This window comes from Neisseria sp. 83E34, assembly GCF_001308015.1.
Taxonomy (GTDB): domain Bacteria; phylum Pseudomonadota; class Gammaproteobacteria; order Burkholderiales; family Neisseriaceae; genus Neisseria.
This window is the reverse complement of sequence record NZ_LGYH01000001.1, coordinates 196,913-209,075: the sequence shown is the minus strand read 5'-3', so window position 1 is coordinate 209,075 and position 12,163 is coordinate 196,913. Positions and strand designations below refer to the sequence as shown.

General features: G+C 49.0%; 12 protein-coding genes. 4 read left to right on the top strand and 8 right to left on the bottom strand.

Annotation, left to right across the window (positions count from 1 at the left end; genetic code table 11):
• Positions 1-30: 30 nt before the first annotated feature.
• The 6 genes from clpB to bfr (AKG09_RS00970) form a co-directional block, all read right to left on the bottom strand.
• Positions 31-2,604 (bottom strand): ATP-dependent chaperone ClpB, encoded by a 2,574-nt coding sequence (gene clpB / locus AKG09_RS00995; RefSeq protein WP_054617643.1) that lies wholly within the window; start codon positions 2,602-2,604, stop codon positions 31-33.
• 222 nt (positions 2,605-2,826) lie between these two features.
• Positions 2,827-2,952, bottom strand: coding sequence for a type B 50S ribosomal protein L36 (gene ykgO / locus AKG09_RS11565; protein WP_009116002.1), 126 nt, complete (start codon positions 2,950-2,952; stop codon positions 2,827-2,829).
• 4 nt (positions 2,953-2,956) lie between these two features.
• A complete protein-coding gene (locus AKG09_RS00985) occupies positions 2,957-3,226 on the bottom strand; it encodes a type B 50S ribosomal protein L31 (RefSeq protein WP_054617641.1) in 270 nt (89 codons plus the stop codon).
• A 143-nt stretch (positions 3,227-3,369) separates the two neighbouring features.
• Positions 3,370-3,927 (bottom strand): nitroreductase family protein, encoded by a 558-nt coding sequence (locus tag AKG09_RS00980; RefSeq protein ID WP_054617640.1) that lies wholly within the window; start codon positions 3,925-3,927, stop codon positions 3,370-3,372.
• 224 nt (positions 3,928-4,151) lie between these two features.
• Positions 4,152-4,625, bottom strand: a complete 474-nt coding sequence (gene bfr / locus AKG09_RS00975; RefSeq protein ID WP_054617639.1) for a bacterioferritin — start codon at positions 4,623-4,625, stop codon at positions 4,152-4,154.
• Between the two features lie 27 nt (positions 4,626-4,652).
• Positions 4,653-5,117, bottom strand: a complete 465-nt coding sequence (gene bfr, locus AKG09_RS00970) for a bacterioferritin (RefSeq protein ID WP_054617638.1) — start codon at positions 5,115-5,117, stop codon at positions 4,653-4,655.
• Positions 5,118-5,456: 339 nt separating this feature from the next.
• Between bfr (AKG09_RS00970) and typA the strand changes: the two genes are divergently transcribed.
• Positions 5,457-7,268, top strand: a complete 1,812-nt coding sequence (typA, locus tag AKG09_RS00965; RefSeq protein ID WP_054617637.1) for a translational GTPase TypA — start codon at positions 5,457-5,459, stop codon at positions 7,266-7,268.
• 109 nt (positions 7,269-7,377) lie between these two features.
• Here typA and AKG09_RS00960 read toward each other — a convergent pair whose 3' ends face one another.
• Positions 7,378-7,809, bottom strand: coding sequence for a hypothetical protein (locus tag AKG09_RS00960; protein ID WP_054617636.1), 432 nt, complete (start codon positions 7,807-7,809; stop codon positions 7,378-7,380).
• A 196-nt stretch (positions 7,810-8,005) separates the two neighbouring features.
• Here AKG09_RS00960 and AKG09_RS00955 point away from each other — a divergent pair, with 196 nt between their 5' ends.
• Together AKG09_RS00955 and trxB are read left to right on the top strand one after the other, a co-directional pair.
• Positions 8,006-8,575 (top strand): hypothetical protein, encoded by a 570-nt coding sequence (locus AKG09_RS00955; RefSeq protein WP_054617635.1) that lies wholly within the window; start codon positions 8,006-8,008, stop codon positions 8,573-8,575.
• An 81-nt stretch (positions 8,576-8,656) separates the two neighbouring features.
• Entirely contained in the window at positions 8,657-9,610 is a 954-nt protein-coding gene (gene trxB, locus AKG09_RS00950) for a thioredoxin-disulfide reductase (RefSeq protein WP_054617634.1), read from the top strand.
• 99 nt (positions 9,611-9,709) lie between these two features.
• On the opposite strand, the gene AKG09_RS00945 is transcribed toward trxB, so the two are convergent.
• A complete protein-coding gene (locus AKG09_RS00945; RefSeq protein ID WP_054617633.1) occupies positions 9,710-11,920 on the bottom strand; it encodes a bifunctional (p)ppGpp synthetase/guanosine-3',5'-bis(diphosphate) 3'-pyrophosphohydrolase in 2,211 nt (736 codons plus the stop codon).
• An 89-nt stretch (positions 11,921-12,009) separates the two neighbouring features.
• On the opposite strand from AKG09_RS00945, the gene AKG09_RS12300 reads away from it, so the two are divergent.
• Positions 12,010-12,132 (top strand): hypothetical protein, encoded by a 123-nt coding sequence (locus tag AKG09_RS12300; RefSeq protein ID WP_255351109.1) that lies wholly within the window; start codon positions 12,010-12,012, stop codon positions 12,130-12,132.
• The last annotated feature ends 31 nt before the right edge of the window (positions 12,133-12,163 follow it).

Here is a 12,163-nt window from a genome sequence, read left to right as displayed (position 1 = left end):
GGCCTTTGGTTATAGTTAACTAAAAAATAGTTAATCAAATATTAAATTATCTCCATCCGCTTTCACATGGATGGTGCTTTCGGGCTTATATTTGCCTTCGAGCAAAGCGAGAGCCAGCGGGTTTTCGATTTCCGCTTGGATGGCACGTTTGAGCGGGCGTGCGCCGTATACGGGGTCGAAGCCTGCTTTGGCGATTAGATCCAGCGCGGCATCGTCGACTTTGAGATGCAGGTTTTGGGCGGCAAGGCGTTTTTCCAAACCTTTGAGCTGGATTTTGGCGATGCTGCGGATATTGGCCTGATCCAAGCCGTGGAACACGACCACCTCATCGATACGGTTGATCATTTCGGGGCGGAAGTGTTCTTTCACGTCTTCCATTACCACTTCTTTCACGGCTTCGTAATCGGCGGTGTCCATTTGTTGGATGTGGTGGCTGCCGATATTGGAAGTCATCACGATCACGGTGTTTTTAAAGTCCACCGTACGGCCTTGGCCGTCAGTCAAGCGACCGTCGTCCAGCACTTGCAGCAGGATGTTAAACACATCGGGGTGGGCTTTTTCCACTTCGTCGAGCAGGATCACGCTGTAAGGTTTTCGGCGGACTTGTTCAGTTAGGTAGCCGCCTTCTTCATAGCCGACATAGCCGGGAGGCGCGCCGATTAAGCGGGCAACGGCGTGTTTTTCCATGTATTCCGACATATCGATGCGGATTAAATGGTCTTCGCTGTCAAACAGGAAGCTCGCCAATGCTTTGCACAGTTCGGTTTTGCCGACACCGGTCGGGCCTAAGAAGAGGAAGCTGCCGTATGGTTTGTTGGGGTCGGCCAAGCCGGAGCGCGAGCGGCGGATAGCGTTAGATACGGCGCGCACGGCTTCGTCTTGCCCCACCACGCGGTTGTGCAATACTTCTTCCATTTTCAAGAGTTTGTCGCGTTCGCCTTCCATCATTTTGCTCACGGGAATGCCGGTCATGCGCGATACGATTTCGGCCACTTCGTCCGCGCCCACTTTGGTGCGGAAGAGTTTGTTGGCCTGCTGCTCTTGCGGATTGTTTTCCAGCGCGTGCAGTTGTTGGCTGAGTTTGGGCAGTTCGCCGTATTCCAGCTCGGATGCGCGGGCGAAGTCGCCTTGGCGTTTGGCCTGCTCGATTTTGACTTTGATGTCGTCGATTTGTTTTTTGAGATCGGCAGTGCCTGCGGAAGCGGCTTTTTCGGCTTTCCAGATTTCGTCCAAATCGGCGTATTCTTTTTGTAGGCCGGCAATTTCTTCGTCGATTAAATCGAGGCGTTTTTTGCTGGCGTCGTCGCTTTCTTTCTCGACGTGCATTCTTTCCATTTTGAGCTGGATGATGCGGCGGTCGAGTTTGTCCATCTGCTCGGGTTTGGAATCCAGCTCCATTTTGATTCGGCTGGCAGCTTCGTCAATCAAATCAATGGCTTTATCGGGCAGGAAGCGGTCGGTAATGTAGCGGTTGCTCAATTCTGCGGCGGCGACAATAGCCGGATCGGTGATGTCGATGCCGTGGTGGATTTCGTAACGCTCCTGCAAACCGCGCAGAATGGCGATGGTGTCTTCCACGCTCGGCTCGCCCACCAATACTTTTTGGAAGCGTCGCTCCAGCGCGGCATCTTTTTCGATGTATTGGCGGTATTCGTCTAAAGTGGTGGCACCGATACAGTGCAGCTCGCCGCGAGCTAAAGCGGGTTTGAGCATATTGCCTGCGTCCATTGCGCCGTCTGCCTTGCCCGCACCGACAAGCGTGTGGATTTCATCAATGAAAATCAAGGTGTTGCCATCGTCTTTAGCCAAATCGTTTAAGACGGCCTTCAGGCGTTCTTCAAACTCGCCGCGGTATTTGGCACCGGCAATCAATGCGGCTAAATCGAGCACCAACAGGCGTTTGTTGCGCAGGGAATCGGGCACTTCACCGTCCACGATACGTTGCGCCAAGCCTTCCACAATGGCGGTTTTACCCACGCCGGGTTCGCCGATTAACACGGGGTTGTTTTTGGTGCGGCGTTGCAATACTTGGATGGCACGGCGGATTTCGTCATCACGGCCGATAACCGGATCAAGTTTGCCTTCGCGGGCGCGCTGGGTTAAGTCGGTGGTGTATTTTTTCAGGGCTTCGCGTTGGTCTTCGGCATTGGGGTTATCCACAGAGGCTCCTCCTCGTACCGCGTCAATGGCGGCGTTGATGTTTTGTTCGGTGGCTCCGGCATTTTTCAGAATGCGGCCGGTGTTGTCGTTTTGCTGTACCAATGCAAGCGGGAACAGTTCGCTGGCTATATAGGCATCGCCGCGCTTCACGGCAGCTTTGTCCATCAGGTTTAAGACGGCCTGCAATTCACGGCTGGGCAGGATTTCGCCGCCGGTGCCCGATACTTTGGGCAGGCTGTTTAGGGTTTGGGTAAGTTGTTGTTTTACTTGTGGTACGTTCACACCGGCGTGCGAGAGTAGGGCTGCGGTGCCACCTTCGGCATCGTCGAGCAAGGCTTTCAATACATGGCCTGCTTCGAGATAGCTGTTATCGGCAGCCAAAGCCAAGCTCTGGGCATCGGCCAGAGCTTGTTGGAATTTTGCGGTTAGTTTATCGAATCTCATATTTCTAGAGCTCCTTATTTGTATAGCTTCAATTGTTGGATAAATGCGATATTGGGTTATGAAGATGTATTTCAATAGTTAAATTTTATTAATTTTATTTGACAGCAAATGATTAATATGATTTTGATTTATCTCAATGCCTGTCTGAAAATCTATTTTCAAAAACATAAAAAAAAGCTGCCCAAAGGCAGCTCGACTTCGATAGATAAAGGGAATATATTTTTAACGCTGACGCGCTTTAAAACGCGGATTGCTTTTGCAAATCACATAAACTTTTCCGCGACGGCGCACCACTTGGCAATCTCTGTGGCGTTGTTTGGCGGCTTTTAAAGATGATAAAACTTGCATGTGCTTATCCTTTCTTAAGTGCGTTCATCATACCTGCATAGCGTTGGTTAAACAGGCTGGCACGGCCTTCACGGTTATGCTCGCGCTGTTTGCCTGTATACACAGGATGGCTTGCAGATGATGTATCCAGCATAAATACCGGGTACTCCTGACCGTCGCGCCACTGCATGGTTTTAGAAGTGGGCGCGCAAGAGCGGATCAGCCAGCCTTCATCGGCGCTGCTATCGTAAAACAAAACAGTGCGGTAATTTTCCGGATGAATATCGGGTTTCATAACTTCCTCCTAGCGTTATAACGTAACATTATAACTCTATTTGAGATTGTTTATCAATAGCTAATCAACAGTTAAAGTTCACTTAATCCAATGCCTGTCTGAAAAAACCCGGTTGCCATGAAGAGCAACCGGGTTTTAACTGTTTACCAATAAGTTACCGATTCTGATAAATCCGTGTTTTTTGCACCTTCACTGTTTTCCTCGCCCGTGCCCACCATCAACAAAGCAATGATTTTATCTTTTTCAGCGCAACCGAAAGCTTCGCGCAATAAAGGGCTGTTTACCCAAAGCCCGGTAATCCAAACATTATCAAAACCTTGTGCTTTGGCAGCCAGCTGGAAAGCGTACGCAGAGCACGCAGCGCTCAACATTTGCTCCCATTCGGGCTTGGGTTTCGGCACCTCACGATTTGGGCTGAACGTTACCCCCACCACCAAAGGCGCCATACGCCCTACTCTCTCGGCTTTTTGCAAGCTCTCTTCACCAAAATTTAACTCAATCACGGTTTGCTTAAGCAGCTCGCGGAAACGGTTCAAACCTTCTTCACTCTCGATAAGGGTAAACTTAACCGGCCGCATATTGCCATGATCAGGCACCTGTGTTGCCGCTTGCAGCATCGTTTCAATCTGCGCCCTGTCGGGTCCGGGCGCGGTCAATTTCTTACTTGAACGGCGTGTGGTTAATAGTGCCAATGCATCCATTGCTGTTCGCTTTCTGTTTAAATAAAAAACGTTTTTATTTATAGCACAAGTTTACCGCTTCCACTATATGGCTTCGGCAATGCCTGTCTGAAAACTAATTAAACACTTTTCAGACAGGCATACATAATAAAACAGCTCATCCGAACGATGAGCCGCTTCCTCACAACTTGCGCAAAAGTTGTTGTTAGTTTGGTAGTGTTGTGTTTCTAAGCGGGCTGCCCTGCTTAGTCCTCTTGCGCACCAGATTGCAAATAATTGTGCAACCCCATATTGCCAATCAATTCTTGCTGGGTTTCCAACCAATCAATGTGTTCTTCGTTGGTGTCTTTCAAGCTGGTTAACAGAGCACGGCTTACATAATCCTGTTGAGCCTCGCACTCGGCAATCGCAGCCACCAATGCGTCGTGTTTTTCCTGCTCTTTAGTAAGATCGCAACGGATAATTTCTTCCGGCGTTTCACCAATGAGCAATTTACCCAAATCCTGCAGGTTAGGCAGACCTTCCAGCAGTAAAATCCGCTCAATAAGGTCATCGGCAGCCTTCATTTCCACGATAGATTGTTTGTAGAAATGTTCACCCAATTCCTCAAAGCCCCAGTTTTTCAAAATACGGGCATGCAGGAAATATTGATTGATGGTTACCAGCAGCAAGCCTAGATTTATATTCAGCTCACGGATTACCGAACGTTCGCCTTGCATTATCGGCTCCTTTCAAGGTTCTAAATATTAAACTTGGCTTTGCAGATAGTTTTGCATGCCGACCATATCAATCAGGCGCAATTGCTGCTCAAGCCAGTGTGCATGGTCTTCTTCAGTATCTTTCAACTGATTAACCAGCAATTCGCGGGTAACATAATCTTGTTGCTCTTCGCAAAGTTTCACACCTTTTTTCAAAGCGGCGCGCACTTCCAGCTCAGTGTTCAAATCGGCTTTAAGCATAGAAACCACATCAGCGCCCACATTAATAGCCGCAGGCACCATTTTCGGCGTGCCGCCCAGCATCAAAATACGGCGGATAAACGCTTCTGCATGCTCGGTTTCATCTTCCATCTCATGGCCGATGCGTTCGAATAATTTGTTGTAACCCCATTCCGCATACATGCGAGAATGGATAAAATATTGGTCGCGCGCAGCCAATTCGCCCGCCAACAACTCGTTCATATAATCAATTACTGCTTGATTGCCTTGCATAGTTTTATTCCTTTCACGAATACTTACTTATTATGATGCGGTGTGTTTCTTTTGCACTGCTCTTCCATATTTCAAATTCTATCAACTATTCCAAATATTTCAAATTTTCTATTTAAAATACAAATAATTATCAAAAATAAATAGGCCTGTTTTTTTGAATAGAAAATATCAGTATCTTGTTTTTAATAGTGTTTTATTGGATACGATTTTGATAAGCTCTATCAATTAGATTTACATTTTACATTAATTAACTTTAAAACCTGTTTTTTATTGAAGACATTTTGCCAATAAAAGCATGTTATAATTCACAGTTTTCCAAATTTAAGCTAAAGCACAAACATGAAACAAATCCGCAACATTGCGATTATCGCCCACGTTGACCACGGTAAAACAACACTGGTCGACCAATTATTGCGCCAATCCGGCACCTTCCGAGCCAACCAGCAGGTTGACGAACGCGTGATGGACAGCAACGACATCGAAAAAGAACGCGGCATCACCATTCTTGCCAAAAATACCGCCATCGAATACGAAGGCTATCACATCAACATCGTAGATACGCCCGGACACGCCGACTTCGGCGGCGAAGTAGAACGCGTATTAGGCATGGTGGATTGCGTGGTATTGCTGGTAGATGCCCAAGAAGGCCCGATGCCGCAAACCCGTTTCGTCACCAAAAAAGCACTGGCATTAGGCCTGCGCCCGATTGTGGTAATTAACAAAATCGACAAACCGAGCGCGCGCCCAAGCTGGGTGATCGACCAAACGTTCGAGCTGTTCGACAGCCTCGGCGCCACCGACGAGCAATTAGACTTCCCCATCGTTTACGCTTCAGGCTTGAGCGGTTTCGCCAAGTTGGAAGAAGACGACGAGAACAAAGATATGCGCCCGTTGTTCGACACCATCCTGAAACACACCCCCCCGCCCAGCGGCAACGCAGACGAAACCCTGCAACTGCAAATTTCCCAACTCGACTACGACAACTACACCGGCCGCTTGGGTATCGGCCGCATTTTGAACGGCCGCATCAAACCCGGCCAAGTGGTTGCCGTGATGAACCACGAAAAACAAGTGGCGCAAGGCCGCATCAACCAACTTTTGGGCTTCAAAGGCTTGGAGCGCGTTCCCTTGGAAGAAGCGGAAGCAGGCGATATTGTGATTATTTCCGGCATTGAAGACATCGGCATCGGCGTAACCATCACCGATAAAGATAATCCCAAAGGCCTGCCCATGTTGAGCGTGGACGAGCCGACTTTAACCATGGACTTCATGGTCAACACCTCTCCGCTGGCCGGCACCGAAGGCAAATTTGTTACTTCCCGCCAAATTCGCGACCGTCTGCAAAAAGAATTGCTCACCAACGTCGCCCTGCGTGTAGAAGACACAGAAGATGCCGACGTATTCCGCGTTTCCGGCCGCGGCGAATTGCACTTGACCATTCTGTTGGAAAACATGCGCCGCGAAGGTTACGAATTGGCCGTCGGCAAACCGCGCGTGGTTTACCGCGAAATTGACGGCCAAAAATGCGAACCGTATGAAAACCTGACCGTTGACGTACCCGACGACAACCAAGGCGCCGTGATGGAAGAGCTTGGCCGCCGTCGTGGCGAGCTGACCAATATGGAAAGTGACGGCAACGGCCGCACCCGCTTGGAATACCACATCCCCGCCCGCGGCCTGATCGGTTTCCAAGGCGAATTCATGACCTTAACCCGCGGCGTCGGCCTGATGAGCCACGTTTTCGACGATTACGCGCCGGTGAAACCCGATATGCCCGGCCGCCACAATGGTGTGTTGATTTCCCAAGAGCAAGGCGAAGCCGTGGCTTACGCATTGTGGAACTTGGAAGACCGAGGCCGCATGTTCGTATCGCCCGGCGACAAACTCTACGAAGGCATGATTATCGGCATCCACAGCCGTGACAACGACTTGGTGGTTAACCCGCTGAAAGGCAAAAAACTCACCAACGTGCGCGCCAGCGGCACCGATGAAGCCGTGCGCCTGACCACTCCGATCAAGCTGACTTTGGAAAGCGCGGTCGAGTTTATCGACGACGACGAATTGGTGGAAATCACGCCGCAATCCATCCGCTTGCGCAAACGCTACTTGCAAGAGCATGAGCGTCGCAAGCACTTTAAGAAGCCCGAATAAAGCAAACAATGCCTGTCTGAAAACTTTTCAGACAGGCATTACTGTTTTTCTTGCTTCTATGCTTTGAAAAATAATTTTTAATGCTATAAAAAATTGGTTCGAAAACTATTTATTGAAGCGGTAATAATCTTGGACGACGCCAAGGGCCAAAACTAATTCTAAATAAATTATCTTGTTCTTTACTAATTTTTTGTGTTTCAAAAACAGGATTTAAATCGTTTACTCCACATAAACCTCGTCCATCAGGATCTCGCACAATAGCAAATGGCCAATTACCTTCAGGAATATAAAAAGTAGCCTTTTCCTTTGTTCCAAAACGAGCCAAAACCGTGTTTCGGTACATGACTCCAAAATAACAGGCACTTCCAATATGACCTGAATCTCTAATAATTTCTACTTTTGCATAATCAGGGTTTGGCTCACTATATGCCAAAATTCTTTCAGTCGGCACAAGTTTTGCTCGAGAAGAATCGATTGGAGCAGTTGCACATCCCGTAACGACAAAAAACAAAGAAATTGCAAACCCAACGTTTTTTCGCATAAACATCCCTTTAATTAACAAAAAGAAACGTTAATAATACAGTACCAATATAAAAATAGAAACAAAATATATTGCCTAAATCAATTTTATATAACTTCTTTAAAAGAGCAATCGACAACCCATTTGTTGAATATTCGATTATCTGACTATATATTAAACGCTGTTTGCAACCCACAAAATACAATTCGGAATACTTATGAAGAAATACCTTGCCCTTATCAGCGCTGCCGCTTTCACGCTTACCGCATGCGGCGGCGACAAACAAGCCGAGCTGGAAGCCCAAGTGAAAGCCCAGCAAGAACAGATTGCCCAACTGCAGGCTCAACAAGACACCACTGTTTATCAGCTGGCCGCAAGCGCGGTTAACGAAACCATTCCCGCTGCCGAACAAGAAAAAGGCAAAAACGGCGAAGTTGTTACCGGCACCGACGGCCAACAATATATGTATGACCCGTCAACCGGCAGCTGGTTGCTGCAAAGCCTGATCGGTGCCGCGGCAGGCGCCTTTATCGGCAGCGCTTTGGCTAATAAATTCACCAAGGCCCCGGCCAACAGCCCTACCGCCCAACAAGTGCGCACCCAATACGCCCAACAATACCGAGGCAAAACCGCCCAAGCCCCCAACAAACTGACCCCTCGCCAAAAAGCCGCGCAGCAGGCCAACCAATCGGCTTACCGCCAAAGCAACAACGCGCAAAACAACTACCAACAGCCGCGTCAACAACGCAACATGGGCGGCAAACCCGGTTTTGGCCGCCGCCGTTAATACGGCTACACTTTTTTCAGACAGGCATTGAATCATTCATAATGCCTGTCTGAACTTATCTGCATAACCACAGGATTTATCATGAGCGAAACCAAACATCACAAACTCATCATCTTAGGCTCAGGCCCTGCCGGCTACACCGCCGCCATCTATGCCGCCCGTGCCAACCTGCAACCCGTTATCATCACCGGCATCGAACAAGGCGGCCAATTGATGACCACCACCGATGTCGACAACTGGCCGGCAGATGCTCAAGGCGTGCAAGGCCCGGAGCTGATGGCCCGCTTCCAAGCCCATGCCGAGCGTTTCGGCACAGAAATGATTTTCGACCAAATCCACACTGTTGATTTGCAAAACCGCCCGTTCACCCTGCAAGGCGATATGGGCACCTATACTTGCGATGCACTCATTATCGCTACCGGCGCTTCGGCCAAGTACCTCGGCCTGCCGAGCGAAGAAGCCTTTGCAGGCCGCGGTGTTTCCGCTTGCGCCACCTGTGACGGATTCTTCTATAAAGGTGAAGACGTGGCCGTAGTCGGCGGCGGCAACACCGCCGTAGAAGAGGCTCTGTATCTGGCCAACATCGCCAAAACCGTTACCCTCATCCACCGCCGCGATACCTTCCGCGCAGAAAAAATCATGGTTGATAAATTGATGAAACGCGTTGAAGAAGGCAAAATCATCCTCAAACTCAATGCCAACCTCGACGAGGTATTGGGCGACGACAGCGGCGTAACCGGCGCCCGCCTGAAATACACCGACGGCAACACCGAAAATATCACCGTGAAAGGCGTGTTCATCGCCATCGGCCACCAGCCCAACACCGCCATTTTCAAAGGCCAGCTCGATATGGACGCAACAGGCTACCTGAAAACCAAAGGCGGCTCCGCCGATAATGTGGGGCTAACCAATATCGACGGCGTTTGGGCGGCAGGCGATGTAAAAGACCACACCTACCGCCAGGCGATCACCAGTGCCGCATCCGGCTGCCAAGCCGCACTTGATGCGGAACGTTGGCTGGATCAGCTGAAGTAAATCCAATCATCATCCGGTAAACAAAATGCCTGTCTGAAAACTAAAGCTGCAACAAGTTTTCAGACAGGCATTACATTTTTTCAGTTTATATATAGTCAATCAAAGCCGCGTAACGCTCAGCACACCTTTCACTTCGCTCAAGCTGGTTAAAACACGAGGCAGCTCGCTCACTTGTTTCACCTCCAAAGTAAACCGCATGCTGGCTTCCAAATCACGGGAATGTGTTTGAACCGCAGTCACATTGATTTTATGACGCGCCAATGTTTCTGAGACATCACGCAACAGCCCGCTACGGTCTTGCGCGCGCACTTCGATATCCACCGCAAATACCTGACCGTCTTGTATTTTCGCCCAAGAAGCAGGCAATACTTTATCGGGGGATTGCTTAGCAAGATTTTGAAACGACGGGCAGTTGGTTCGGTGCACCGAAATACCCCGCTCCCGGGTTACGAAACCGATAATATCGTCGGGCGGCGCAGGTTTGCAGCATTTGGCCAATGTGGTAAGCAAACCCTCTTCACCATCAATTAAAATCCCGTTTTTATTATCGGATTTGATTTTCGACCGTTTGACAATACTGGTTTCGCTAACTTGCGCGGGCGGCGGCTCATTCAACATGCCGCAGGCTTTTTGTATGGCCCGGGGCGTGATTTCACCCTGCCCTATGGCAGTATAAAGATCTTCGATTTTTTTGAACCCGAGCTTCTCGCTCAGCTCTTGCTGGTTAGGTTTGGGGGAGGTTTTAGCCAGCACTTTTTCAAATTGCGCCTTGCCGTTTTCGCGCACAGCCTCCGCATTCTGCTGGCGGATATAGGCACGGATTTTACTGATGGCGCGCTGGCTTTTTACCCAACCTTCATACAGCCAGTTTACCGATGGCGCACCCTCTTTGGCGGCAATAATTTCCACCCGCTGCCCGTTTTCCAGCGGCGTGGAAAGCGGCACAATCTGCCCGTCCACTTTTGCACCCCGGCATCGGTTACCCAAATCAGAATGCAAAGCGTAAGCAAAATCTATCGGGGTGGCGCCCGCCGGTAGTGAAAATACTTTGCCGTGCGGCGTCAGCACATAAATCGTGTCGTTAAATAATTCTGTTTGAAAGGCCGAAGCGAGATCTTCTTGATCGCTTTCCGCCATATTTTCACGCCAGTCCAAAAGCTGGCGCAGCCACGCGATTTTCTGTTCGTAAGCGCTATTGCCCTTACCGCCTTCCTTGTAGCGCCAGTGTGCCGCTACACCGAATTCATTGAATTGATGCATTTCAAAAGTGCGGATTTGCACTTCCACACCTTTATCTTCCGGCCCCACGATAACCGTATGCAAGCTCTTGTAGCCATTGGCTTTCGGGTAAGCGATGTAATCATCAAATTCACCCGGAATAGGCTGCCACAAACTGTGTACGATACCGAGCGTGGTATAACACTCGGGCACGGTATCAACCAAAATCCGCACGGCCCTGATGTCATACAAACCTTCAAACCCAAGCTTTTTCTTAACCATTTTTTTGTAAATGGAATAGATATGTTTGGGTCGGCCGGCCACATCATAGTGGATATTGTATTTATCTAACTCTCTTCTCAAAATGTTTAGAAAGTTTTCAATATATTCCAAGCGCTCGGTGCGCTTTTCATCCAGCAGATTGGCAATCTCTTTGTATTTTTCAGGGTCTTGATGTCTGAAGCCCAAATCTTCTAACTTCCATTTGAGCTGCCAAACCCCCAAGCGGTTGGCCAAAGGCGCAAAAATATCCAAGGTTTCTTTTGCAACCGCCCGTTTTTTCTCACTATCCGGCAAACGGCAGAGATACTGCATGGTACGGGTGCGGAGCGCCAGTTTAATCAACACCACCCGAATATCCGACACCATGGCCAGTAACATTTTCCGCATGGTCTCGGCCTGCTCCGCCCGCTCTTCAGGCGTGGCCAGATTGTCAACCTTGGCAAAATGCGTCAGCTTTTGGATTTCATCAATACCTTCAACTAAATCGCATACTTTCTTACCGCATGTTTCTGTTACTCTTTCCTGCCAATTGTCGCAGAACGATGAAATGTCGGTAAGAATAGTGGCTGCTACGGCATCCGGCAGCAAATCCATCTCAGAAACCATTTGAGCCGCCCCCAATAAATTGCTGAGCAGCAGTTCACCGGCATGCGTTACAGCCTTTTCCGGATAACATTCTTCAGCCAAAGCCAGTGCCGATTTCAGCAGCTGTTGATGTTTTTCAGACAGGCCTTTCAGATAAATATCAAACCAATCGCGATATTTATCCAAATCCAGAGCAAGACTGCTTACGGTGGACGTGATCGTCATAGTTTCTACCCGCTAGTGTTTTGTGAGGGATTATTGTAACGTTAAGCATAGGCTAAATCCAGCCGCGAACCAAGCATTCTTAAACCGCCATGACAAACGAAAGGGAGATCTACCGTGTCAACGCACTCGAATGTAACGATAAGCCGTTGGAATACAAGAATGCCTGTCTGAAAACTATTTTTCAGACAGGCATTCTTGTATTCCAACCCTAAAAAATCCAGCCTGTAAGATGGCTGGATTCGC

Bases quoted from the DNA above. Each gene is read 5' to 3' on its own strand.
- clpB (WP_054617643.1), bottom strand. From the start codon at position 2,604: ATGAGATTCGATAAACTAACCGCAAAATTCCAACAAGCTCTGGCCGAT.
- ykgO (WP_009116002.1), bottom strand. From the start codon at position 2,952: ATGCAAGTTTTATCATCTTTAAAAGCCGCCAAACAACGCCACAGAGAT.
- AKG09_RS00985 (WP_054617641.1), bottom strand. From the start codon at position 3,226: ATGAAACCCGATATTCATCCGGAAAATTACCGCACTGTTTTGTTTTAC.
- AKG09_RS00980 (WP_054617640.1), bottom strand. From the start codon at position 3,927: ATGGATGCATTGGCACTATTAACCACACGCCGTTCAAGTAAGAAATTG.
- bfr (WP_054617639.1), bottom strand. From the start codon at position 4,625: ATGCAAGGCGAACGTTCGGTAATCCGTGAGCTGAATATAAATCTAGGC.
- bfr (WP_054617638.1), bottom strand. From the start codon at position 5,117: ATGCAAGGCAATCAAGCAGTAATTGATTATATGAACGAGTTGTTGGCG.
- typA (WP_054617637.1), top strand. From the start codon at position 5,457: ATGAAACAAATCCGCAACATTGCGATTATCGCCCACGTTGACCACGGT.
- AKG09_RS00960 (WP_054617636.1), bottom strand. From the start codon at position 7,809: ATGCGAAAAAACGTTGGGTTTGCAATTTCTTTGTTTTTTGTCGTTACG.
- AKG09_RS00955 (WP_054617635.1), top strand. From the start codon at position 8,006: ATGAAGAAATACCTTGCCCTTATCAGCGCTGCCGCTTTCACGCTTACC.
- trxB (WP_054617634.1), top strand. From the start codon at position 8,657: ATGAGCGAAACCAAACATCACAAACTCATCATCTTAGGCTCAGGCCCT.
- AKG09_RS00945 (WP_054617633.1), bottom strand. From the start codon at position 11,920: ATGACGATCACGTCCACCGTAAGCAGTCTTGCTCTGGATTTGGATAAA.
- AKG09_RS12300 (WP_255351109.1), top strand. From the start codon at position 12,010: ATGACAAACGAAAGGGAGATCTACCGTGTCAACGCACTCGAATGTAAC.